We start from the raw sequence: 23,934 nt of genomic DNA, 5'->3' as shown, positions 1-23,934 counted from the left end.
AGTACTCAGGTGACCGCACATGAATGAATTACAGCTCGACGACTTCAAAACCGACGAAAACGCCGCCATGGTGTTGTTGGTGGACGATCAGGCGATGATCGGCGAGGCGGTGCGCCGTGGTCTGTCGAACGAAGAAAACATTGACTTCCACTTCTGCGCCGACCCGCACCAGGCCATCGCCCAGGCGATCCGCATCAAGCCGACGGTGATCCTTCAGGATCTGGTCATGCCCGGCCTGGACGGCCTGAGCCTGGTGCGCGAATACCGTAATCACCCGGCGACCAAGGACATTCCGATCATTGTCCTGTCGACCAAGGAAGACCCGCTGATCAAGAGCGCGGCGTTTGCCGCCGGGGCCAACGATTACCTGGTCAAGCTGCCGGACAACATCGAACTGGTGGCGCGCATCCGCTATCACTCGCGCTCCTACATGACCCTGCTGCAGCGTGACGCGGCGTACCGTGCGTTGCGGGTCAGCCAGCAACAGTTGCTCGACACCAACCTGGTGCTGCAACGCTTGATGAACTCCGACGGCCTGACCGGGCTGTCGAACCGTCGGCACTTCGACGAATACCTGGAACTGGAGTGGCGGCGTTCGTTGCGTGACCAGACGCAATTGTCGTTGCTGATGATCGATGTCGACTATTTCAAGTCCTACAACGACAGTTTTGGCCACCTCGAAGGCGATGAAGCCTTGCGCAAAGTCGCCACGGCCATTCGCGACGCCAGCGCCAGGCCATCGGACCTGCCGGCCCGTTACGGCGGCGAAGAGTTCGTCCTGGTCTTGCCCAACACCTCGCCGGGCGGTGCGCGGCTGGTGGCGGAAAAACTGCGCCAGACCGTGGTCGGATTGAAGATCCCGCACGTTTTCCCGACCGAAGGTTCGTGCCTGACCATCAGCATCGGCCTGTCGACCGTGATCCCGCAGCCGGGCAGCGACTGCCGGCAATTGATCTTGGCGGCGGACAAGGGGCTGTACCTGGCGAAGAACAATGGGCGCAATCAGGTGGGAATTGAGTAACCCGCTGACTGTAGCGCTGTAGCAGCTGCCGAGCCCGCGAGGCTGCGTTCGAGGACGAAGTCCTCGCAAGTCCTGTGTATGCGGTTTGCCTGAATGACCGCGTTGTCTGACTTTACGACGGCTGCGCCGCCGAACGCAGCCTCGCGGGCTCGGCAGCTGCTACGGGCCCCCCGCGTTATTCCGTAAACCATTCGCCCCTAAAGCCGCCAGGCGGGCTGCCTTGACAGCGTGATTACGTTATACTCGCCGGCTTTCAAAAGTTCGCCAACGAGTGCTGCCCGCCATGGAAATCAACCCGATCCTTAACAGTATCAAGGACCTGTCCGAGCGCTCCGAAACTATTCGGGGGTATCTTTGACTACGATCAAAAGCATGAGCGTCTGACCGAAGTCAATCGCGAGCTTGAAGATCCGAGTGTCTGGAACAACCCTGAGTACGCTCAGAACCTGGGTCGCGAGCGCTCTGCGCTGGCCCAGATCGTAGAAACCCTCGATGAAATGTCCAGCGGTCTGGCCGATGCCAAGGACCTGCTGTTGATGTCTGCCGAGGAAGAAGACCAGGCCGCCGTCGACGACGTAGCCCTTGAAGTGGAGCGCCTGCGCGAAGCCCTCGAGAAGCTCGAATTCCGTCGCATGTTCAGCGGCGAGATGGACCAGAACAACGCCTACCTGGACATCCAGGCCGGCTCCGGCGGTACCGAGGCCCAGGACTGGGCCAACATCCTGCTGCGCATGTACCTGCGCTGGGCGGATAAACGCGGTTTCGACGCGACCATCATGGAATTGTCGGCCGGTGAAGTCGCCGGTATCAAAGGCGCGACCGTGCACATCAAGGGCGAATACGCCTTTGGCTGGCTGCGTACCGAAATCGGCGTGCACCGTCTGGTGCGCAAGAGCCCGTTCGACTCCGGCAACCGTCGTCACACCTCGTTCTCGGCCGTGTTCGTGTCGCCGGAAATCGATGACAACATTGAAATCGACATCAACCCGTCGGACCTGCGCATCGACACCTACCGCTCCTCCGGTGCCGGTGGTCAGCACGTAAACACCACCGACTCGGCCGTACGGATTACTCACGTACCGACCAACACCGTGGTCAGCTGCCAGAACGAACGCTCCCAGCACGCCAACAAAGACACCGCGATGAAAATGTTGCGGGCGCGCTTGTACGAGCAGGAAGTGCAGAAACGCAACGCCGCCTCCCAGGCCCTGGAAGACACCAAGTCGGACATCGGCTGGGGTCACCAGATCCGTTCGTACGTGCTCGATGCCTCGCGGATCAAGGATCTGCGCACCAACATCGAACGCAGCGACTGCGACAAGGTGCTCGACGGCGACATCGACGAATACCTGGTGGCGAGCCTGAAACAAGGGCTGTAAGGCACGCCCTACAGCGATCCCCAGCCGAAGGCTGGGGGCAACGAATCTGTGATGGAATTTTTAAAGACATGAGCGACCTACAACTCGACCCGCAAGCCCTGCAACAGGAAGAAAACTCCCTGATCGCCCTGCGCAAGGAAAAGCTTGCTGCCGAGCGCGCCAAGGGCCAGGCCTTCCCCAACGACTTCCGCCGCGACGCCTACTGCGAAGACTTGCAGAAGAAGTACGCGGACAAGACCAAGGAAGAGCTGGCAGAGGCTGCGATCCCGGTCAAGGTTGCCGGTCGTCTCATGCTCAACCGTGGCTCGTTCATGGTGATTCAGGACATGTCCGGGCGCATCCAGGTTTACGTCAACCGTAAAACCCTGTCCGAAGAGACCCTGGCCGCGGTGAAAACCTGGGACCTGGGCGACATCATTGCCGCCGAAGGCACCCTGGCCCGTTCCGGCAAAGGCGACCTGTACGTTGAAATGACCAACGTGCGCCTGCTGACCAAATCCCTGCGCCCGCTGCCGGACAAGCACCATGGCCTGTCCGACACCGAGCAGCGCTACCGCCAGCGTTACGTCGACCTGATCGTCAACGAAGACGTGCGCCAGACCTTCCGCGTGCGTTCGCAAGTGATTGCGCACATCCGCAGCTTCCTGATGAAGCGTGACTTCCTGGAAGTCGAAACGCCGATGCTGCAAACCATTCCGGGCGGTGCGGCGGCCAAGCCGTTCGAAACTCACCACAACGCGCTGGACATGCAGATGTTCTTGCGCATTGCGCCGGAGCTGTACCTCAAGCGGCTTGTTGTTGGCGGGTTTGAAAAAGTCTTCGAAATCAACCGCAACTTCCGTAACGAAGGCGTTTCGACCCGGCACAACCCCGAGTTCACCATGCTCGAGTTCTACCAGGCCCACGCTGACTACGAAGACAACATGGACCTGACCGAGGAACTGTTCCGCGAACTGGCGCAGCTGGTTCTGGGCAGCACCGACGTGCCTTACGGCGACAAGGTGTTCCACTTCGGCGAGCCGTTCGTGCGCCTGTCGGTGTTCGACTCGATCCTCAAGTACAACCCTGAACTGACCGCTGCCGACCTGAACGACATCGACAAGGCCCGCGCCATCGCCAAGAAGGCCGGCGCCAAGGTGCTCGGTTTCGAAGGCCTGGGCAAACTGCAGGTGATGATTTTCGAAGAACTGGTCGAGCACAAGCTGGAACAGCCGCACTTCATTACCCAGTACCCGTTCGAAGTGTCGCCGCTGGCCCGTCGTAACGACGAGAACCCGAACGTCACCGACCGTTTCGAACTGTTCATCGGCGGCCGTGAAATCGCCAACGCCTACTCCGAGTTGAACGACGCGGAAGACCAGGCTGAGCGCTTCATGGCACAGGTGGCCGACAAGGACGCTGGCGACGATGAAGCCATGCACTACGACGCCGACTTCGTTCGTGCGCTGGAGTACGGCATGCCGCCGACCGCCGGTGAAGGGATCGGCATCGACCGTCTGGTGATGTTGCTGACCAACTCACCGTCGATTCGCGACGTGATCCTGTTCCCGCACATGCGCCCGCAAGCGTAAATGTTTCAATTAAAAAGCCGCCTAAAACAGGCGGCTTTTTATTGCCTGTCTGGTACAAACGTATCAATTGGTTACTTTTGACGTTAGAGAGGAATACCTGTCGTGAATCGTGCAATTGCTCAAGAAGGTGCAGCGGATATCGCCACTGCGGTCGCTGAAAGTGTTCAGTACCAGGGCCGCAAGGCCAGCCGACAGGGCAGCGAACAGCGTCGACAGGACATTCTCGACGCGGCGATGCGCATTGTCGTGCGCGATGGCGTGCGGGCCGTGCGGCACCGTGCGGTGGCAGCCGAGGCCTGTGTGCCGCTGTCGGCCACCACTTACTATTTCAAGGACATCGATGACCTGCTCACCGATACCTTCGCCCAATACGTGGAGCGCAGCGCGGCATACATGGCCCGGTTGTGGGCCAGCAACGAAGGCCTGTTGCGCGAGATGGTTGTCAGCAGTGATGGCACCGCCGAGTCGCGCTCACAGCTGGCGGACGATATCGCACGGCTGATGGCTGACTATGTTCATCGGCAATTGATCAATCGCCGCGAGCACCTGATGGCCGAGCAAGCCTTCCGCCAGGAAGCGTTGCTCAACCCGCGTCTGGCGTTGTTGGTGCGTTCCCATCAACAAATTCTCTTGCAGGGCACCTGCCAGCTTTTCGAAGTATTGGGTTCCCGCGAGCCACAACAAGATGCCAAAGTGTTGACGGCGATTGTCGGACGGATGGAATATCAGGGCCTGCTCAACGATGCCGAGCCTGTTGCCGAAGAGGAAATGCTCGGCATCCTGACCCGCTACATGCACCTGGTACTGGCGTCGGTGTAACCCCTTGTGGGACTCAACCCTGTGGGAGAGTGGCCAGTAGGGGGCATCGTGTGTCGATAGGGAGTGTTGAATGAAAGCCTGGCGTGTCGTGGTGATCGCCTTGTCGTTCCTGCTGCTCAGTGGCTGCCTGGTGACCTTCAAGGAGTCGCTGCCCGCCAGCGAGTCCGCGCCCAAAGGGTTGCTCGGCAAATGGGCCAGCACCAATGCCTGGGGCGAGCCGATGAACCTGGAACTGACACGCGTCGGCGACAATCACTACCAGGCGGTCAGCTACTTCAAGGCCAAACCCCATGAGCGCGAAGCCTATCCTTTCACGGTGTCGCGCCATGGCAATCGCTGGTATCTGTCGGCGAAGGTGCCGGCGCAGTTCGGCGGGCATTTCACCATCGCCGGTTTCGAGCTCAACGATAAGCACGAACTGGTGGTCTACAACCTCGACCTTGAGCAGATCAGACAGGCCATGGGGCAAGAAGCCCTCAGTGGCGAAGGCTTTCAGACTGAAGATGGCGATGGGGTGTTGATCAACAACAGCCTGGATCAGGTATTCGCCTACCTCGACGACCCGGCCAATTCCGATGTCTTCGTCGAAGCGGTACGCTATCAGCGCCTGGCCAAAACCAAATAAACCCAGCACGTAACAGCTTTACTACAGGAGTCTCGGGTGGACGAATACCAGCAGACGATACGCATGTTGTCCGATCGCATAGTGCTGGCGCAGACGCCGATTCGCATTCTGGATGCGGTCAAGTGGGATGACAGTATTCGCAAGGGGTTCCTCAAGGGCAAGGGCAAGGAAATGCCGGCCGTGGACCGCGACTACTACCTCAATCGACCGCTGTCGTTCGACTCCAGCAAAGTGAAGCTGGAGTTCCAGAACATCGAGCGCGACATCACTCGGCAACTTGGCCAGTTCAACCCGGTCGGGCAGATCATGCGCCGCATGTGCAAGGAATACCGCATGGTGGTGCGCATGCTTGAAGCGCGCGGCACCGAGGATTTCGGGTTGATTTCCCAGGAGTTGTACGGCGCGGCGTCCGATGCGTTTCACGCCGGCGACCCGACCCTGGCCGACCTGGGGCTGATGCTCTCCGATTACCTGAACAACATCGACGGCCGTGGCGACCTCAAGGACGAACCGAAAGTCCTCACCGCCAAGGAAGCCGTCGACCTGCTGCAACATCGGTTGAACAAGGTGTTTGGCGAAAACGAGGAAACCATCCGGGTGTTCGAGTCCGACGGGATCGTCGCCGACGCGGCGGCCGGCGCCGACTACATCAAGATCCGCACCGACGCGATGTTCAACAATCGCGACGTGCGTGCGCTGGAAGTCCATGAAGGGCTGGTGCATGTGGGCACCACCCTCAACGGCCTGAATCAGCCGATCTGTACGTTCCTGTCCAAGGGCCCGCCGTCGTCCACCGTGACTCAGGAGGGCCTGGCGATCCTGATGGAAATCATCACCTTCGCCTCCTACCCGAGCCGCTTGCGCAAACTGACCAACCGCACCCGCGCCATTCATATGGTGGAGGAGGGCGCGGACTTCTTGCAGATCTTTGAGTTCTTCCGGGCTCAGGGCTTTGAAATGGCCGAAAGCTACGGCAATGCCAGTCGGGTGTTCCGCGGCTCGGTGCCGAATGGTCTGCCATTTACCAAAGACTTGTCCTACCTCAAGGGCTTTATCATGATTTACAACTACATTCAGTTGGCCGTGCGCAAAGGCAAGCTGGAGCAGATACCGCTGTTGTTCTGCGGCAAGACTACGCTGGAGGACATGCGGACCTTGCGCCAATTGGTGGACGAAGGCCTGGTGGTGCCGCCCAAGTACCTGCCCGAGCAGTTCCGCGACATGAACGCGTTGTCGGCGTGGATGTGCTTCTCCAACTTCCTCAACCACCTGAGCCTGGACCGGATCGAAGCGGATTACTCCAATATCCTTTGATTCAGATCATTCCCACGCTCTGCGTGGGAATGCCGCCATGGACGCTTCGCGTCCACTGTGACGCAGAGCGTCACGGTATGCACTCCCACGCGGAGCATGGGAACGATCACCCACATTGAGGCTTCACCGGATGAGAATCCTCGGCATCTTCTGCCTGCTCCTGGCCCTCGGCGGTTGCAGCTCTTTGCTGTTCTACCCCGAGCCCGGCCAGCCGTTCACCCCGGAAAAAGCCAAGCTCGACTATCGCGACGTCACCCTGACCACTGCCGACGGCCTCAAGCTGCATGGCTGGTGGCTGCCGGCGAAAAAAGGCGTCGAAGTCAAAGGCACTGTGCTGCATCTGCACGGTAACGGCGGCAACCTGGCGTGGCATCTGGGCGCGAGCTGGTGGTTGCCGAAGCAGGGCTATCAGGTGTTGCTGGTGGACTATCGCGGGTACGGATTGTCCGAAGGTAAGCCGGCGTTGCCGGAGATTTATCAGGACATCGACGCCGCCTTCACATGGCTCGACCAGGCGCCGGAGGTCAAGGGCAAGCCGTTGATCCTTCTCGGTCAGAGCCTTGGCGGTTCGATGGCCGTGCATTACCTGGCCCAGCATCCCGAGCGCCAGCGGCAACTCAAGGCTTTCGTGCTCGATGGCGTGCCTGCCAGCTACCGCGATGTCGGGCGTTTCGCCCTCAGCACCTCCTGGATGACCTGGCCGTTCCAGGTGCCGTTGTCCTGGCTGGTGCCGGATGGCGATAGCGCGATCCGTTCCATGACGCAGCTCAATGGTGTACCGAAACTGATCTATCACAGTATCGATGATCAGCTGGTGCCCCTTTCCAACGGCATCCGACTGTATCAAGCTGCGCCGCCGCCGCGAGTGCTGCAACTGACCCGGGGCGGTCATGTGCAAACCTTCGCCGACCCGGTCTGGCGAAAAGTCATGCTGCGTTACCTCGAAGACCCGCAGCATTTCAACGGCCTGCGCCGCCTGGGTGAAATTCCGAATTACCCGGCACCCCCGAATTCTGAAGATGAACCACCAGAGAGTCCGCAATGAGTGAAGAACGTAACGCCATCCCGCTGATCATCACCGGTATTTGCAGCATCCTCGGCACCGTCGGGGCCCTGTGGTGGTACGGCTACCTGCACTTCGCCAAACCTGAGGATGCGTTGCTGCTCAGCGACTTCACCATGCTCAAGACCGTGCCGGGCGAAGACTACAAAATCTCCCTGGAACCGGCCGCGCAAGTGGCGCAGTGCATCGATGGCGTACTGGTGATGTTTGATACCGAACAGAAAGGCCTGACCGGCGTACTGGTCAACAACAAGAAAAAAGCCGTGCGCTGCATGGGCCAGGAAACCCCGCAAAAACTCGAACAGTAAAATCCCACCTCCATTGGCAATGATGAACCCTTGTGGCGAGGGGGCTTGCCCCCGTTGGGTCGCGAAGCGGCCCTAAAACCTGCATTCGCGTTTTGTCAGGTACACCTTGCGGGATGGTTTCACGACTGCTTCGCAGCCGAACGGGGGCAAGCCCCCTCGCCACAGGGTTGCTTGGCCCCAAGACAAGTGTTCGATCAATAAGAAGCCCCGCCTGATCCGATCAGGCGGGGCTTTTGTGTTTCAGCAGGTGAAACTTAGTTCGAGCTGACAGCCGAACGCGGTATCACCGGCTGGTTGTCGTTGGAAATGGTCACTTCCACCCGACGGTTCATCGCACGGCCGGAGACGCTGGTGTTTTCGGCCACCGGGTATTCCTTGCCATAACCCTGGACCACGATGCGCGCCGGGTCGACACCCATCTTGATCAGGGCCACTTGCACCGAGGTCGCGCGGCGCTCGGACAGCGACTGGTTGTACGACGCCGCGCCGGTGCTGTCGGTGTAGCCTTCGACAATCACTTTACGGTCGGGGTTTTCCTGAAGGAACTGCGCCAGTTTGTTGATGTTCACCAAGCCGCTGGGTTTCAGGTCGGCCTTGTTGGTGGCGAACAGCACGTCACCGAACGTTACCAGCGTGCCGCGATCGGTCTGTTTGGCGTTGAGGCTGGCCTGCAATTGTTTGATCTGCTGGTCGCGGGCATCCAGACGCGCCTGGGCTCGCTGAGCCGCGGCGTTTTTCAGGTTATTTTCCGCGGTGCGCAGGGCGATGGTCTGCTTGGCCACTTCAACGCGCTGGTTGGTCAGGTAAGCCAGTTGGTCGACCTTGTTCTGGTCTTCCTTGTCCTGATAAGCCTTGTCGGCCTTGTCCAGGTAATCGCTGGCGTCTTTGGTTTCCAGTGCCGCGACTTTGCTGGCTTGCGGGTTGGCTTGCAGGCCGGCGTAGTTGGTACGGGCTTGCTCCAGGTTGGTGTTGGGCGGTGTGGCGCAGGCAGCCAGTGCAATGCTTGCGGCCAGGAGGGCGGGTATCATCAGTTGTTTGCGCATAACGGTTCGTCCTTTCTATCGATAAAAGTGTCAGGCCTGAAAATCGGGATGCGCGCTCACTGCACGGTGCGCTGACTTTCCTGACGCAGTTCCTGAACACCTTTCTGTGAGTCCTTTACAGCCTGTTCGGCTTTCATCGCCTGGGCTTTGCGTTCTGCCACTCGGGCGTCCCACTCGGCCTGTTCGGCGAGCATTTTGGCTTCGTCATACTTTTTGTCGTGCATGGCGATTTCGGCTTGTTTGAGCTTGTCCTGAGCGGACTTCATTTCCACCGCGGCGAATTCGGTGCCTCCGGCGCTGACGGCACTGTTCACGGTCGATTGAGTCACGGCGTATTGCTCGGTGGGCGGGTTGCCGGCGCATCCGGCCAGAACCAAACTGCTGCCGATGGCCAGGGCCGCCAGTTTGAGACCGCGCAGGTGGGTGGACGAGGATGAAGCAGTGCTGGTCTTCATGGTTTTCAACTCCGTTGGATAACTCCTGAAATACATCTGAATCCATCCTGGGCAAGGAGCCGCAACCTTCGATTTCCAGAGCATTTTGAAACGGCCGTCCCAGGCGTGGTTACTGGGTTGACCCGAGGCGTTTTTTAAAAGTTCAGAGAAAATGGCCTTTCGCCCGAAAAAACTTTGAGCTGACGGACAAGGCTCTAAATCGGGAACTTTAGTCGTGCGCAGGGGGATTTCCGGCCCTGCACGGGCCAGGAAATACGTATTTCTGGAAGGGGAGCAAGACGCGCAAATCAGTGTTTTGGCTTGTCGTTTTCGGTCGACAAATCGTGCAAGTGACGACGGGACAAGGCGAGAAAACGCGGGGTTGGACCGACGTCTTCGTACAGCGGGTCGCCTTCTTCATCGGTGGCGACCACCGTTGACCCTTTCACATACGGAAAGCTCGCTTCGAGCTCTTCCAGGGCGGCGCCGATCAATTCTCCGAGCAGTTCTTCAGGGTGCCGTTTGGGGTACATATCGATAATCGCCGCCAGCCGTGCGGCGGCTTCCACGTCCAGACGAATCGTATAGCCAGTGTCGGTCAGGCGACCCTTGGCGTTTTCTTCCCAGTGCTTGGCGAGCTCGCGGATTTTCATAATGACCTCATTACGCACCTGCTCATGGCAGGCCGGGTGAGTGTCCGGCGGTGGCCGGTGGTAAGCCGTTGTACGGCTTGTGTTGAGACTAGCTGCAAGGCTTGAAGTTTGACGGCCCCTTGCCGTCTGCTTGTAAGAACCGCTTTACAACGGCACTCTCTAATGACAAGGCTTCTATTTCAAAGCCTCTAACATCTAAAGCATAGCCGCCCGGATTTTCGCTGGAGAACTGCTGATGACCGATATTGATGCACGCTTGCGCGAGGACGTTCACCTGTTGGGTGAGCTATTGGGCAACACCATTCGCGAGCAGTACGGGGATGGCTTTATCGACAAGATCGAGCAAATCCGCAAAGGCGCCAAGGCCGACCGTCGCGGTTCGATGGATGCCGAACTCAGCGCCAGCCTCAACCAGTTGAGCGAGGACGAATTGCTGCCGGTGGCGCGGGCGTTCAACCAGTTCCTCAACCTGGCCAATATCGCCGAGCAATATCAGCTGATTCACCGCCGCGAAGAGTCACAACCCGCGYCGTTCGAGGCCCGGGTGTTGCCGGAGCTGCTCACTCGCCTGTTGGCTGCGGGGCATGACGCCGAATCCCTGGCCCGGCAATTGGGGCGGGTGGACATCGAGCTGGTATTGACGGCGCACCCCACCGAAGTGGCGCGACGCACACTGATCCAGAAATACGACGCGATCGCCGCGCAACTGGCGGCCCTGGATCATCGCGACCTGACCAGCGCCGAGCGCGAGCAGATCAAGACCACCTTGCAGCGCCTGATCGCCGAAGCCTGGCACACCGAAGAAATCCGCCGCACCCGCCCGACACCTGTAGACGAAGCCAAGTGGGGCTTTGCGGTGATCGAGCATTCGTTGTGGCAGGCGATTCCCAACTATTTGCGCAAAGCCGACCAGGCCCTGCATGCCGCCACTGGCCTGCATCTGCCGCTGGAGGCCGCACCGATTCGCTTCGCCTCGTGGATGGGCGGCGACCGTGACGGTAACCCCAACGTCACCGCCGCCGTGACCCGCGAAGTATTGTTGCTGGCTCGCTGGATGGCTGCCGATTTGTATGTGCGCGATGTCGATCACCTCGCCGCCGAATTGTCGATGCAACAGGCCAGCGACGCCCTGAAAGCCAAGGCTGGCGACAGCGCCGAGCCTTACCGCGCGGTACTCAAACAGCTGCGTGAGCGCCTGCGCGCAACCCGTAATTGGGCCCAGGCCTCCCTGACGGCCACCACGCCGGCGTCCGCCGATGTGCTGCAAAACAACCGCGACCTGCTGGACCCGTTGGAGCTGTGTTACCACTCGCTGCATGAATGCGGCATGGGCGTTATCGCCGATGGCCCGTTGCTCGACTGCCTGCGCCGAGCGGTGACGTTCGGGCTGTTTCTGGTGCGCCTCGATGTGCGACAGGACTCCTCGCGCCACACCGCAGCCATGACCGAAATCACCGATTACCTCGGCCTGGGTCGTTATGAGGACTGGAACGAAGAGGAGCGCATCGCCTTCCTGATGCGCGAACTGAACAATCGCCGGCCGTTGCTGCCGGCCTACTTCAAGCCGTCTGCCGACACCGCCGAAGTGCTGGCGACGTGCCGGGAAATCGCTGCCGCGCCGGGGGCTTCCCTCGGCTCGTATGTGATTTCCATGGCTGGCGCCGCTTCCGACGTGCTGGCCGTGCAGTTGCTGCTCAAGGAATCCGGCGTGTTGCGGCCGATGCGCGTGGTGCCGCTGTTCGAAACCCTCGCCGACCTCGATAACGCGGGCCCGGTGATCGAAAAGCTGTTGTTGCTGCCGGGTTATCGCTCGCGCCTGCAAGGGCCGCAGGAAGTGATGATCGGTTATTCCGACTCGGCCAAGGACGCCGGCACTACGGCGGCGGCCTGGGCGCAGTATCGGGCGCAGGAGCGTCTGGTGGATATTTGCCGGGAGCAACAAGTGGAGCTGCTGTTGTTCCACGGCCGTGGCGGCACCGTGGGCCGTGGTGGCGGCCCGGCGCACGCAGCGATTCTGTCGCAGCCGCCGGGGTCGGTGGCGGGGCGTTTCCGCACCACCGAGCAGGGGGAAATGATTCGTTTCAAATTCGGCCTGCCGGACATCGCGGAGCAAAACCTCAATCTGTACCTGGCGGCGGTGCTGGAAGCGACCTTGCTGCCGCCACCACCTCCTACGCCTGCCTGGCGCCATTTGATGGACGAACTGGCCGCCGATGGGGTCAAGGCTTACCGCGCCGTGGTGCGGGAAAATCCGCAGTTCGTCGAGTATTTCCGCCAGTCCACCCCGGAGCAGGAGTTGGGGCGCTTACCGTTGGGCAGCCGCCCGGCCAAGCGCCGCGCCGGCGGCATCGAAAGCCTGCGCGCCATTCCGTGGATTTTCGGCTGGACCCAGACGCGCCTGATGTTGCCGGCCTGGCTCGGCTGGGAAACGGCGCTGAGCAAGGCGCTGGAGCGCGGCGAAGGGGAGCTGCTGGGGCAGATGCGCGAGCAATGGCCGTTCTTCCGCACCCGCATCGATATGCTGGAAATGGTGCTGGCCAAGGCCGACGCCGATATCGCCCAGTCTTACGACGAGCGCCTGGTCGAGCCGGATCTGCTCCCTTTGGGTGCGCATTTACGCGACCTATTGTCGCAGGCCTGTGCGGTGGTCCTGGGGCTGACGGGTCAGTCCCAGCTACTGGCACATAGCCCAGACACCCTTGAATTCATCCGCCTGCGCAACACCTACCTCGACCCGCTGCATCTATTGCAGGCCGAACTGTTGGCCCGTTCGCGGCAGCAGGATGAAGCGCAGGGCAGCCCGGTAGAACAGGCGTTGCTGGTGTCTGTGGCGGGGATTGCCGCCGGTTTGCGAAATACCGGCTAAGGTTTTCGTCATAGGGAACAGGCACCTGGCGCGAGCGTCGAGTGCCTGTCGGCGAGCGGTTGAGAAGGTCTGTCAGGCGACAGTTAATGACGGGGTTGCGACTTGGGGTACCCCTTCGAAAGGGCACGTCCTGCGCAGGTTTCTCCGACTTTCGGCGGCTTGTGTGGGCAGGGCCTGCTGTGTATCTTGATCAGCCTTTGGCCGTTTGGGCGGTCACGACCCTATTTTTTGAGATTGGCCCTACGAGGCGAATCCTTTGTTTTGTTTAAGTAATTCTAAATAAAAAATTGAGGAGCACATCTAATGCGCGTCATTCTGCTGGGAGCTCCCGGGGCCGGTAAAGGTACTCAGGCTAAGTTCATCACCGAAAAGTTCGGCATTCCGCAAATCTCTACCGGTGACATGCTGCGTGCTGCTGTAAAAGCCGGCACCGAGCTGGGCATCAAAGCCAAAAGCATCATGGATGCCGGTGGTCTGGTCTCCGACGATCTGATCATCGCTTTGGTCAAGGACCGTATTGCGCAGCCTGACTGTGCCAACGGTTTCCTGTTCGACGGTTTCCCGCGCACCATTCCGCAAGCTGAAGCGTTGGTAGAAGCTGGCGTGGAACTGGACAACGTGGTCGAAATCGCCGTCGATGACGAAGAGATCGTTCAGCGTATCGCCGGTCGTCGCGTTCACGAGGCCAGCGGCCGCGTGTACCACACCGTGTACAACCCGCCGAAAATCGCCGGTAAAGACGACATCACCGGTGAAGAGCTGGTGCAGCGCAAGGACGACACCGAAGAAACCGTGCGTCATCGCCTGTCGGTCTACCACTCCCAGACCAAACCTCTGGTGGAGTTCTACCAAGGCCTGGCCGCTGCTCAGGGCAAGCCGAAGTACAGCCATATTCCGGGTGTCGGCTCGGTTGAAACGATTACCGGCAAGGTGCTTGAAGCACTGAGCTGAAAAGTCTGATCGGCTTCATCTTCTACGGCCCGCTTGCGGGCCGTAGTTGTTTATACTGGCGCACTTTTTCTGACCTCTCTTACGGATACATCGATGAGCACCTTGCTGGCCCTGGACACCGCGACTGAAGCTTGCTCCGTTGCCTTGCTGCATGACGGCAAGGTCACGAGCCATTACGAGGTGATCCCGCGCCTGCATGCGCAGAAGCTGTTGCCGATGATTCAGCAACTGCTGGCCGATGCCGGGACCACGCTGCAAGCGGTCGACGCCATTGCGTTCGGTCGTGGGCCGGGCGCGTTTACCGGTGTGCGGATCGCCATTGGCGTGGTGCAAGGGCTGGCGTTTGCGCTGGACCGTCCGGTGTTGCCGGTCTCCAACCTCGCGGTGCTCGCCCAGCGGGCTTATCGCGAACACGGCGTCAGCCAGGTCGCGGCAGCCATCGATGCGCGTATGGATGAGGTGTATTGGGGCTGCTACCGCGAAACGGCGGGGGAGATGCGGCTGGTGGGCAACGAAGCGGTATTGCCACCGGAAGCCGCCGCGTTGCCGGTCGATGCCAGCGGCGAGTGGTTCGGCGCGGGCACCGGTTGGGGTTATGCCGAGCGTATTGCAGTGAACCTGAGCGGCCAGGACGCGAGCATGCTGCCCCACGCCGAAGATTTGCTGACCCTGGCGCGTTTCGCCTGGGAACGCGGTGAAGCGATCATGGCCGATCAGGCGCAGCCGGTGTATTTGCGCGATAAAGTCGCGACCCCTAAAGCGCGTTAATCCACACGGTCCTGTGGCGAGGGAGCTTGCTCCCGTTCGGCTGCGGAGCAGCCGTAGAACCTGACGGCGCGATGTATCTGACTGCGCGTGGGGGGCAGCTTCGCAGCCCAGCGGGAGCAAGCTCCCTCGCCACAAAGTGTTCCAACCGCAGCTAATCATCAGTTTCTGCCCGCCGCTTTTAAACCTTTTCGCTTTTCTGTGTTCTAGTTATCACTCGGCGGTTTGCGAAGTGGGTAATGCGCCACTAAACTGCCATCATCGATACCGAGCATGCACTTATGCGTATAGACGGCGTTTCCTCCCAGTCCTACCCAATCAAGCGCAAGCCTCGTAAAGGCCATGTGTCTGAGGATGACTCCGTCGATGTCGACGGCGAGCTGGAATTCCCTACCGAAGAGCAATTGGCCGCCCGCGCCGCCAAAGCCTCCGCGCAACGCCTGAGCAATCTTCCCGCGCGTCAACAAGACATGATTTATCACCGCGCCATGAGCAAAAGCGTGGCGATGGCACTGGCCAGTTACCTGAGCACGGCCACTTTTGTCGACTGGGATGCGGATGTGCTGGGTCTCGACCTGTACATCTGATGCTGCCTTATTACCTCGGCTGCCCGTCCTGGAGCGAAAACGCCTGGCGCGACTACTTGTATCCACAGGACGCCAGGCCCGCCGAGTTTCTTGATCTTTATTCTCAAGTGTTCAACGCCGTGGAAGGCAATACGACCTTCTACGCGAGCCCGGCTGCCGCCACCGTGCAGCGCTGGGCCGAGACCATGCCCGAACACTTTCGCTTCACCGCCAAATTCCCCGGCGATATCAGCCACAGCGGTGACCTGCGCGAACAATTGACCGCCACAGAAACTTTCCTGCAATTGCTCAGCCCTCTGGGGGAGCGGGTTTCGCCATTGTGGCTGCAATTGTCCAAAAGCTTCACCCCGCAACGACTGTCGGAACTGGCCGGTTTTATTGATGCGGTGGACCGGCCGTTGGCGGTCGAAGTGCGGCATGACGAGTTCTTTGCCAAGGGCGATGCCGAGCGAATGCTCAATCGCCTGCTGCTGGATCGTGGCGTCGAGCGCATCTGCCTCGATCCGCGCGCGCTGTTCAGCTGCACCTCGACCGATCCTTCGGTACTCCACGCCCAATCGAAAAAGCCCAGGGTGCCGCCTCGCCCTGCGGCGTTCACTCAGTTTCCACAGGTGCGTTTCATCGGCCACCCCGAACTGGAAGCCAACGATCCGTTCCTGGTGCCATGGGTCGAGAAAATCGCCGTCTGGATCGAAGAGGGCCGCACGCCGTATATCTTTCTGCACACCGCCGATAACCTGCTGGCGGCGAAACTGGCACAACGTTTTCACGCACAACTGATGCAGCGTTTGCCTGGCTTGCCGCCGCTGCCTGAGCTATACAGAGAACCCGCCGCCGAGCAACTTGGTTTGCTCTGAAGCGGGTTTTCCCTTTTTCAGGAGTCTGCCAATGGATGCGCAAACCCTTCGAGCCCAGGCGTTCAAAGCACTGCACGAACGCGAGGGCGCCTTTGTCATTCCCAACCCCTGGGACGCCGGCTCAGCGAAAATGCTTGCCAGCCTGGGCTTCGAGGCACTGGCAACCACCAGCGCCGGTTATGCCTTTTCCCGGGGCCGTCCTGATGGTGGGCTGACGCTCGACGATACCCTGGCAAACGTTGAGGCGATTGTTGCGGCCACTGATTTGCCGGTCGCGGTAGATCTCGAAAACGGCTTTGCCGACGCTCCTGCCGAGTGCGCCCAAAGTATTCTGCGGGCCGCTCAGGCCGGTGCCGTAGGCGGTTCGATCGAGGATGCCACCGGGCGTGAAGACGGTCCGATCTACTGCTTCGAGCATGCCGTGGCGCGTATCGAAGCCGCTGTCGCAGCAGCGCGCAGTTTGCCTTTCCCCTTCACGTTGACGGCGCGTGCCGAGAACTATTTGCACGGCAATCCTGACCTCGACGACACCATTCGCCGTTTGCAGGCATTCGCCGAGGCCGGCGCGGACGTGCTTTACGCCCCAGGCCTGCGCAATGCCGAAGAGGTCTTGGCGGTGGTTCGCGCCGTGGCACCGAAACCGGTGAATGTGTTGATGTCCGGCGGGCTCAAGCTGACGGTAGCGCAGTTGAGCGAAATGGGCGTCAAACGCATCAGCGTCGGTTCAGCCCTGGCTTTGGCAGCGTATGGCGAGTTCTTGCGCGCGGCCGAGGAAATCCAGCAACACGGGACCTTTGGCTTCACTTCCCGGTCGATGCCGTTCCAGAAGGCCAATCAATTCTTCAAAGGCTGACGAGGTCGGGCCGTGATGGTTGGGCCGCTGAGGGGTTATGCGGCGATGCGCAGGTTCTGCAGAACGATCGGGCGCGCCCAGCCGTTATCGAAATCGAGTTGTTTCTGCTGTTCCACCAACTCTTGCGGTGAGAACGGCGGGAATGGCTTGTCCAGCAGGTCGAGTTCGAACTCGGCGATTGGCAAGTGCAGCGGACGCGGTTGCGGCGCGGCACCAGGCTCGGGCAGCGGTTGGCCGGCGGTGAGCACGATCGGGCGAACCCAGCCGCTTTCGAAGTCCTGCTGTTTCTGTTGCGCGACGATTTCTTCCGGCGGGAACGGTGGGAACGGTTTATCGGCCAGGTCCATTTCGAACTCGGCAATCGGCAGGAACAATGGCTCCGGCGGACGGACTTCGGTTTCTTTCACATCACATTCGCGCTGGGAAATGATGTGCGCCAGCAGCTCGCTGCCGACGGTCGGTTCGACCGGGCTGTCGAGATCGACCGGCGGGAAGTCCAGAGACGCCGGCACCACATCGCCCGACTGATCGGCCAGGGCCTGGGCAAAAAAATCTTGCCACAGGTGACTGACGCCGCTCAGTGCTTGGGAGTTTCGCAGGCCAAAATCGCCGTGGGGCGAGATGTAACCTATCGATGTGCGTTGAATGCCTGACATTTTTCTCGGTCGACGCTCAGCTCTGGCAAAATGCTCGATAGTTTGGTTATCGGCCGTTTTTGCCGATCATTAATTTTTTGAGCGTGTTTTCCCATGATTGAGCAACCTGCGGCCTGCCGCATCCATGTCGAAGCCTTGGGCGCGACGTTCCAGCCACAGGCCGAGCAATGGGCCGAGCGCCTGGGTTTGCCGTTGCAGGTGGATGACGGCGAGTTTGCCTTGCAGGTGGGTGAGCAGGGTTTGCAACTGCAACAACTGGGGCCGGATGCACCGGGGCCGGTGCGGGTCGACTTCGTCGAGGGTGGCGCGGCCCATCGTCGGTTGTACGGCGGCGGCAGCGGTCAGATGATCGCCAAGGCGGTCGGCATCGCCCAAGGCGTGCGGCCACGGGTGCTGGACGCCACGGCCGGGCTGGGCAAGGACGCGTTCGTGCTGGCCAGCCTGGGCTGCGAGATGAGCCTGATCGAGCGCCAGCCGCTGATCGGCGCCTTGCTTGAAGATGGTCTGGCACGCGGCGCGGAAGATTTCGACGTAGCGCCGATCGTGGCGCGTATGCGTTTGCTCAAGGGCAATTCGATCGAGGTGATGCGCAACTGGGAAGGCGAGCCGCCGCAGGTGATCTACCTCGACCCGATGTTTCCCCATCGAGAGAAAACCGCGTTGGTGAAGAAGGAAATGCGCCTGTTCCGGCCGCTGGTCGGCGATGATCCGGATGCGCCGGCCCTGCTCGCAGCGGCCTTAGCCCTGGCCAGCCACCGGGTGGTGGTCAAACGCCCGCGCAAGGCGCCGTGCATCGATGGGCCGAAGCCAAGCCATGCGCTGGACGGCAAGTCCAGCCGGTATGACATTTATCCGAAGAAAGCGCTCAAGTCTTAAGATCGAGTCGCCTTCACTGATCGTTCCCACGCAGCGTGGGGACGATCATCACGCCAAATATCTATCAGGCCGACTCCGGCCGATACGCCCGCATAAACAATCCCACCACTTCCTGCACATGGGCTTCGGCCGCATCCCCGGTTACCGGTTCGCCGCAGCCATACAGCAAGCGGAAATTCCCCGCGCCCTTGAGCAGGCAGAAGAAGTGCTCGGCGGCATTGCGCGGTTTGTCGATGCTCAACACGCCACTCTGATCGATCTTGCTCAGCAAACGCTCCATGCCGTGCAGCACGCGTTCCGGCCCGGCCTCGAAGAAGATCTGTGCGAGTTTCGGGTCCTGGCTGCCCAGCGTCATCATCAGCCGGTGCAGGTTCACCGATTCGTCGCTGTTGATCAGTTGATGAAAGCCGTGTGCGATGTTCAGCAGCACGGTTTCCACGGCGACGCCGTCCGGCAATTCAAAAACCAGCGGAGGCAATTGCTCCTCGCATTTGGCCACGACAGCGGAAGAGAACAGCGTCTCCTTGTCGTTGAAATGGCTGTAGACCGTCAGCTTCGACACGCCGGCCTCAGTCGCTACGGCATCCATGCTGGTGTTGGCGTATCCCTTACTCAAAAACAGGATTTTCGCCGCGTCGAGGATTGCCCGGCGCTTGGCCAGATCCTTGGGACGGCCCGGACCGCTGGGGGTGGAAAGATTGTCTGACATTCTTCGCTTTTAATACTGGACTGGTGAGTTTGCTATTAATAACATACTGGTCAGTATAATTATTTCAAGCCCCATTAGCGAAAGGTCGTTCACCATGCTGCGCTTTGCCTTGCCCCTCGCGTTGCCGGTCAGTCTGGCTTTTCTATTGTCGGCATGTGGCCATGAAGAAGCCCCTCCGGTCAGCGTGCGCCCGGCCATGGTGGTGCAGCCAGAGCCCTCGGCCCAGGCAATGGAAAGCTATCCCGGCGAAGTTCGCGCGCGTTATGAGCCGGACCTTGCCTTCCGGATTGGCGGCAAAGTCAGCCGACGACTGGTCGAAGAAGGGCAGCGGGTCAAGGCTGACCAACCCCTGGCGGAACTCGATCCTCAGGACGTGCGCCTGCAACTGGAAGCCACCCGTGCCCAGGTCGCGGCTGCCGAAGCCAATCTGAACCTGGTGCGCGCCGAGCGTGATCGCTACAAGACCCTGATGGAGCGGCAGATGGTCAGCCGTTCGCAGTACGACAACGCGGAAAACCTCTATCGCTCCGGTGAGGCCCGCCTCAAGCAAATCAAAGCCGAATTCAACGTTTCGACCAATCAGGCCAGTTACGCGGTGCTGCGTGCGCCGCAGGATGGCGTGGTGGCCAAGCGCGCGGTTGAAGTCGGGCAAGTGGTGGCGGCCGGGCAAACCGTGTTTACCCTGGCCACCGATGGCGAGCGCGAAGTGTTGATCAGCCTGCCGGAGCAGAGCTTCGGCCGCTTCAAGGTCGGTCAGCCGGTCTCGGTGGAGCTCTGGACCCAACCCGATCAGCGTTTCCCTGGGCAGATCCGTGAGTTGTCGCCTGCCGCCGATCCCAAATCCCGCACTTTTGCCGCCCGTATCGCTTTTACCGCCGGCAAGGTTCCCGCCGAACTCGGCCAGAGCGCCCGGGTGTTCATCCAGACTGCCGAAGTGGTGCCGTTGTCAGTGCCGCTGTCGGCCCTCACCGCAGAAAACGGCGCCACCTACGTGTGGGTGGTCGGCGCCAACAACACCTTGAAAAAAGTCCCGGTGCGGGTCGGTGCATTTGGCGAGAAAACCGTGCCGGTGCTCGAGGGACTGAACGCCAGCGACTGGGTGGTGGCGGCCGGTGTTCATGTGCTTCACGACGGGCAGCAAGTGCGCCCGGTGGATCGCTCCAATCGCGTGGTCAATCTGGCGCACAAGGAGTAATCCCCGATGGGTTTCAATCTATCCGAATGGGCGCTGCGTAACCGCCAGATCGTACTGTTCCTGATGCTCCTGCTGGCTGTGGTCGGGGCGTTGTCCTACACCAAGCTTGGCCAAAGCGAAGACCCGCCGTTCACCTTCAAGGCCATGGTAATTCGTACCAACTGGCCGGGGGCCACGGCCGAGGAAGTTTCGCGCCAGGTCACCGAGCGTATTGAAAAGAAACTGATGGAAACCGGGGAGTACGAACGGATCACCTCGTTCTCCCGCCCGGGCGAGTCCCAGGTGACGTTCATGGCGCGCGATTCCATGCATTCGGTGGATATCCCGGACCTCTGGTATCAGGTCCGCAAGAAGATCGGCGATATTCGCCAGACCCTGCCACCGGGTATCCAGGGCCCGTTTTTCAACGATGAATTCGGCACCACGTTCGGCAACATCTACGCCCTGACCGGCGAGGGCTTTGATTACGCAGTGCTCAAGGATTACGCCGACCGCATCCAGATCCAGCTGCAACGGGTCAAGGATGTGGGCAAGGTCGACCTGCTCGGGTTGCAGGACGAGAAGGTCTGGATCGAACTCTCCAACGTTAAACTGGCCACCCTCGGGGTGCCGCTGGCGGCGGTGCAGCAGGCGCTTGAAGAACAGAACGCGATGTCCACCGCAGGCTTCTTCGAAACCACCAGCGAGCGTTTGCAGCTACGGGTCTCGGGGAATTTTCAGACGGTCGACGAGATCAAGAACTTCCCGATCCGCGTTGCAGATCGCACGTTCCGCATCGGTGATGTGGCGGACGTTCGTCGTGGCTTCAACGATCCACCGGCGCCGCGCATGCGCTTCATGGCTGAAGACGCCATCGGTCTGGCGGTGGCCATGAAGGACGGTGGCGATATTCTGGTATTGGGCAAGGCGCTGGAAATCGAGTTCGCCCGGATTCAGCAAAACCTGCCGGCTGGCATGCAGTTGCGCAAAGTCTCCGATCAACCCGCCGCGGTGAAAACCGGTGTGGGCGAGTTCGTTCAGGTGCTGGTGGAGGCCCTGGCGATTGTGTTGCTGGTGAGCTTCTTCTCCCTCGGCGTGCGCACCGGCATGGTCGTAGCGCTGGCGATACCGCTGGTGTTGGCGATGACGTTCGCCTGCATGTATTACTTAGGGATAGGCCTGCACAAGATTTCCCTCGGCGCGCTGGTGCTGGCGCTGGGCTTGCTGGTGGATGATGCGATCATCGCCGTGGAAATGATGGCGATCAAAATGGAGCAGGGCTTCGACCGGATCAAGGCCGCCAGCTATGCCTGGACCAGCACCGCGTTCCCGATGCTCACCGGTACGTTGATCACCGCCGCCGGTTTCCTGCCGATCGCCACCGCGCAATCGGGCACCGGCGAGTACACCCGCTCGATCTTCCAGGTGGTGACCATCGCGCTACTGGCGTCGTGGGTGGCCGCCGTGGTTTTTGTGCCTTATCTGGGGGAGAAACTTCTGCCGGACCTGGCGAAAATTCACGCCGCCAAACACGGCACTGGCGACGGCCAACCCGACCCTTACGGCACGCCGTTCTATCAGCGCGTCAGACGGCTGGTGGAGTGGTGCGTGCGCCGACGCAAAACGGTGATCGTGCTGACCATCGTGATGTTCGTCGCGTCCGTGGTGCTGTTCCGTTTCGTGCCGCAGCAGTTCTTCCCGGCATCGGGGCGACTGGAATTGATGGTTGATCTGAAACTCGCCGAAGGTGCCTCCCTGAGCAACACCGCCGAGGAGGTCAAGCGTCTCGAAGGCCTGCTCAAGGATCACGCCGGGATCGACAACTATGTGGCTTATGTCGGCACCGGTTCGCCGCGTTTCTACCTGCCGCTGGACCAGCAACTTCCGGCTGCAAGCTTTGCGCAATTTGTTGTCCTGGCCAAAACCATCGAAGACCGCGAAGCCCTGCGCACTTGGCTGATCGAAACCCTCAATGAACAATTCCCGGCCCTGCGCTCGCGGGTCACGCGTCTGGAAAACGGCCCGCCGGTTGGCTATCCGGTGCAGTTCCGGGTCACCGGTGAGAACATTGCGGACGTCCGCGCCCTGGCGCGTAAAGTCGCGGCCAAGGTTCGCGAGAACCCACACGTGGCCAACGTGCATCTGGATTGGGAAGAGCCGAGCAAAGTCGTGTACCTGAACGTCGATCAGAATCGCGCGCGGGCGCTGGGCGTGAGCACGGCGAACCTCTCGGGGTTCCTGCGAAGCTCGCTGACCGGCTCCAGTGTCAGTCAGTACCGCGAAGACAACGAATTGATCGAGATCCTGCTGCGCGGCACGGTGCATGAGCGCACTGAACTGGCATTGCTGCCGAGCCTGGCCGTGCCGACCGACAACGGTCGCAGCGTGGCGCTGTCGCAGATTGCCACGCTGGAATACGGCTTCGAAGAAGGCATCATCTGGCACCGTAACCGTCTGCCCAACGTGACGGTTCGCGCCGACATCTACGGCAAGGAACAACCGGCGACACTGGTGCAGCAAATCATGCCGACCCTCGATCCGATCCGCGCCGAACTGCCGGACGGCTATCTGCTGGAAGTCGGCGGTACGGTGGAAGACTCGGCCCGTGGGCAGAACTCGGTGAAGGCCGGCGTGCCGCTGTTCATCGTGGTGGTGCTGACGTTGCTGATGCTGCAACTGCGCAGTTTCTCACGCACTGCCATGGTGTTTCTGACAGCGCCGCTGGGGTTGATCGGGGTGACGCTGTTCCTGATGGTGTTCCGTCAGCCGTTCGGTTTCGTCGCCATGCTCGGGACCATCGCGCTGTCCGGGATGATCATGCGTAACTCGGTGATTCTGGTGGATCAGATCGAGCAGGACATCGCTGCCGGGCTCAAGCCCTGGCAGGCGATCATCGAGGCGACGGTGCGACGTTTCCGGCCGATTGTGTTGACCGCGCTGGCGGCGGTGCTGGCGATGATTCCATTATCGCGCAGTGTGTTTTTCGGGCCGATGGCGGTGGCGATCATGGGCGGGCTGATTGTGGCTACGGCGTTGACGTTGCTGTTCTTGCCGGCGTTGTATGCGGCTTGGTTCAGAGTGAAAAAAGAACCGGTTTGATCTTGGCGGCCTTCGGGCCGACCATGTTCTTGTTGGTGGTGTACATATCCATTTCTGCGGTAACGGCGGCTTATGGTTTCGCCCTTACGGCGACTCCCTTTTTTACAAGCGCCTAAAAAAGGAAGCAAAAAACGCTCGCCCCAAGCGTCCGGCCCCTCGCTAAGGCTCGGGGTTCCTTCGCTCCGGTATCCATCTGGGGGCATCGCCCTACGGTTGGCTTCGCTTCAACCTACATGCGATGTGTTCGACTGCGTCGAACGGCGCTGCGCGCCAATCCCCAGATGAACACCTCCACTCAGCCTCCCGAAGGG

General features: G+C 60.5%; 22 protein-coding genes. 17 read left to right on the top strand and 5 right to left on the bottom strand.

What is annotated here, in order from left to right:
• Positions 1 to 19 precede the first annotated feature (19 nt).
• The 8 genes from AC1DIS_RS16850 to AC1DIS_RS16815 all read left to right on the top strand — a co-directional run bounded on the left by AC1DIS_RS16850 (position 20) and on the right by AC1DIS_RS16815 (position 8,100).
• Positions 20 to 1,021 carry a response regulator gene (locus tag AC1DIS_RS16850; RefSeq protein ID WP_018926681.1) on the top strand — a complete coding sequence of 334 codons (1,002 nt, stop codon included), beginning with the start codon at positions 20 to 22 and terminating at the stop codon, positions 1,019 to 1,021.
• A gap of 283 nt (positions 1,022 to 1,304) precedes the next feature.
• Positions 1,305 to 2,400, top strand: a protein-coding gene (gene prfB, locus AC1DIS_RS16845) for a peptide chain release factor 2 (RefSeq protein WP_096481021.1) whose coding sequence is annotated in 2 segments (ribosomal slippage) — positions 1,305 to 1,376 and positions 1,378 to 2,400 — 1,095 coding nt in all. Because the reading frame shifts where the segments join, the coding sequence is not laid out codon by codon here.
• A gap of 68 nt (positions 2,401 to 2,468) precedes the next feature.
• Complete coding sequence (lysS, locus tag AC1DIS_RS16840; protein WP_018926680.1) at positions 2,469 to 3,971, top strand: lysine--tRNA ligase; 1,503 nt, start codon at positions 2,469 to 2,471, stop codon at positions 3,969 to 3,971.
• 102 nt (positions 3,972 to 4,073) lie between these two features.
• Positions 4,074 to 4,790, top strand: coding sequence for a TetR/AcrR family transcriptional regulator (locus AC1DIS_RS16835; protein WP_064616248.1), 717 nt, complete (start codon positions 4,074 to 4,076; stop codon positions 4,788 to 4,790).
• 70 nt (positions 4,791 to 4,860) lie between these two features.
• A complete protein-coding gene (locus tag AC1DIS_RS16830) occupies positions 4,861 to 5,415 on the top strand; it encodes a hypothetical protein (protein ID WP_064616250.1) in 555 nt (184 codons plus the stop codon).
• 63 nt (positions 5,416 to 5,478) lie between these two features.
• Positions 5,479 to 6,729: a flavohemoglobin expression-modulating QEGLA motif protein gene (locus AC1DIS_RS16825; RefSeq protein ID WP_172901247.1), complete on the top strand. Its 1,251-nt coding sequence runs from the start codon at positions 5,479 to 5,481 to the stop codon at positions 6,727 to 6,729.
• Positions 6,730 to 6,859: 130 nt separating this feature from the next.
• Positions 6,860 to 7,774, top strand: coding sequence for an alpha/beta hydrolase (locus tag AC1DIS_RS16820; RefSeq protein WP_007940179.1), 915 nt, complete (start codon positions 6,860 to 6,862; stop codon positions 7,772 to 7,774).
• Positions 7,771 to 8,100 carry a PA3694 family proteiin gene (locus AC1DIS_RS16815; protein ID WP_007940182.1) on the top strand — a complete coding sequence of 110 codons (330 nt, stop codon included), beginning with the start codon at positions 7,771 to 7,773 and terminating at the stop codon, positions 8,098 to 8,100. The genes AC1DIS_RS16820 and AC1DIS_RS16815 overlap by 4 nt, the downstream gene beginning before the upstream one ends.
• A gap of 254 nt (positions 8,101 to 8,354) precedes the next feature.
• On the opposite strand, the gene lptF is transcribed toward AC1DIS_RS16815, so the two are convergent.
• The 3 genes from lptF to AC1DIS_RS16800 form a co-directional block, all read right to left on the bottom strand.
• Positions 8,355 to 9,143, bottom strand: coding sequence for a lipotoxin F family OmpA-related lipoprotein LptF (gene lptF / locus AC1DIS_RS16810; protein ID WP_064616253.1), 789 nt, complete (start codon positions 9,141 to 9,143; stop codon positions 8,355 to 8,357).
• 56 nt (positions 9,144 to 9,199) lie between these two features.
• The gene (locus AC1DIS_RS16805; protein WP_018926677.1) at positions 9,200 to 9,598 is read right to left on the bottom strand and encodes a DUF4398 domain-containing protein; all 399 of its coding nucleotides are present in this window, start codon (positions 9,596 to 9,598) and stop codon (positions 9,200 to 9,202) included.
• 287 nt (positions 9,599 to 9,885) lie between these two features.
• Positions 9,886 to 10,230: a hypothetical protein gene (locus tag AC1DIS_RS16800; protein WP_018926676.1), complete on the bottom strand. Its 345-nt coding sequence runs from the start codon at positions 10,228 to 10,230 to the stop codon at positions 9,886 to 9,888.
• A gap of 235 nt (positions 10,231 to 10,465) precedes the next feature.
• Here AC1DIS_RS16800 and ppc point away from each other — a divergent pair, with 235 nt between their 5' ends.
• The 6 genes from ppc to AC1DIS_RS16770 all read left to right on the top strand — a co-directional run bounded on the left by ppc (position 10,466) and on the right by AC1DIS_RS16770 (position 17,109).
• Positions 10,466 to 13,096 carry a phosphoenolpyruvate carboxylase gene (gene ppc / locus AC1DIS_RS16795; RefSeq protein ID WP_477780981.1) on the top strand — a complete coding sequence of 877 codons (2,631 nt, stop codon included), beginning with the start codon at positions 10,466 to 10,468 and terminating at the stop codon, positions 13,094 to 13,096.
• A gap of 303 nt (positions 13,097 to 13,399) precedes the next feature.
• Complete coding sequence (adk, locus tag AC1DIS_RS16790) at positions 13,400 to 14,047, top strand: adenylate kinase (protein WP_018926674.1); 648 nt, start codon at positions 13,400 to 13,402, stop codon at positions 14,045 to 14,047.
• Positions 14,048 to 14,140: 93 nt separating this feature from the next.
• Complete coding sequence (gene tsaB / locus AC1DIS_RS16785) at positions 14,141 to 14,815, top strand: tRNA (adenosine(37)-N6)-threonylcarbamoyltransferase complex dimerization subunit type 1 TsaB (protein WP_477744506.1); 675 nt, start codon at positions 14,141 to 14,143, stop codon at positions 14,813 to 14,815.
• Positions 14,816 to 15,093: 278 nt separating this feature from the next.
• Positions 15,094 to 15,399, top strand: a complete 306-nt coding sequence (locus AC1DIS_RS16780) for a hypothetical protein (protein WP_018926672.1) — start codon at positions 15,094 to 15,096, stop codon at positions 15,397 to 15,399.
• Positions 15,396 to 16,256: a DUF72 domain-containing protein gene (locus AC1DIS_RS16775; RefSeq protein ID WP_138867658.1), complete on the top strand. Its 861-nt coding sequence runs from the start codon at positions 15,396 to 15,398 to the stop codon at positions 16,254 to 16,256. The genes AC1DIS_RS16780 and AC1DIS_RS16775 overlap by 4 nt, the downstream gene beginning before the upstream one ends.
• 31 nt (positions 16,257 to 16,287) lie before the next feature.
• Positions 16,288 to 17,109: an isocitrate lyase/PEP mutase family protein gene (locus tag AC1DIS_RS16770; protein ID WP_086946358.1), complete on the top strand. Its 822-nt coding sequence runs from the start codon at positions 16,288 to 16,290 to the stop codon at positions 17,107 to 17,109.
• A 35-nt stretch (positions 17,110 to 17,144) separates the two neighbouring features.
• On the opposite strand, the gene AC1DIS_RS16765 is transcribed toward AC1DIS_RS16770, so the two are convergent.
• Entirely contained in the window at positions 17,145 to 17,765 is a 621-nt protein-coding gene (locus AC1DIS_RS16765; RefSeq protein WP_018926669.1) for a hypothetical protein, read from the bottom strand.
• Positions 17,766 to 17,858: 93 nt separating this feature from the next.
• On the opposite strand from AC1DIS_RS16765, the gene AC1DIS_RS16760 reads away from it, so the two are divergent.
• Complete coding sequence (locus AC1DIS_RS16760; protein WP_477744507.1) at positions 17,859 to 18,641, top strand: class I SAM-dependent methyltransferase; 783 nt, start codon at positions 17,859 to 17,861, stop codon at positions 18,639 to 18,641.
• A 64-nt stretch (positions 18,642 to 18,705) separates the two neighbouring features.
• Here the strand turns inward: AC1DIS_RS16760 and AC1DIS_RS16755 are convergent, their stop codons facing one another.
• On the bottom strand, positions 18,706 to 19,350 hold the full coding sequence (locus AC1DIS_RS16755) for a TetR/AcrR family transcriptional regulator (RefSeq protein WP_018926667.1): 645 nt from the start codon (positions 19,348 to 19,350) through the stop codon (positions 18,706 to 18,708).
• Positions 19,351 to 19,444: 94 nt separating this feature from the next.
• Between AC1DIS_RS16755 and AC1DIS_RS16750 the strand changes: the two genes are divergently transcribed.
• Both AC1DIS_RS16750 and AC1DIS_RS16745 read left to right on the top strand, forming a co-directional pair.
• Complete coding sequence (locus AC1DIS_RS16750) at positions 19,445 to 20,545, top strand: efflux RND transporter periplasmic adaptor subunit (RefSeq protein WP_019581601.1); 1,101 nt, start codon at positions 19,445 to 19,447, stop codon at positions 20,543 to 20,545.
• 6 nt (positions 20,546 to 20,551) lie between these two features.
• Positions 20,552 to 23,623 (top strand): efflux RND transporter permease subunit, encoded by a 3,072-nt coding sequence (locus AC1DIS_RS16745; RefSeq protein WP_477744508.1) that lies wholly within the window; start codon positions 20,552 to 20,554, stop codon positions 23,621 to 23,623.
• Positions 23,624 to 23,934 lie beyond the last annotated feature (311 nt).

The sequence above is a fragment of the Pseudomonas sp. 05N433 genome, assembly GCF_056396925.1.
This window is presented reverse-complemented; position numbering and strand designations above follow the sequence as displayed.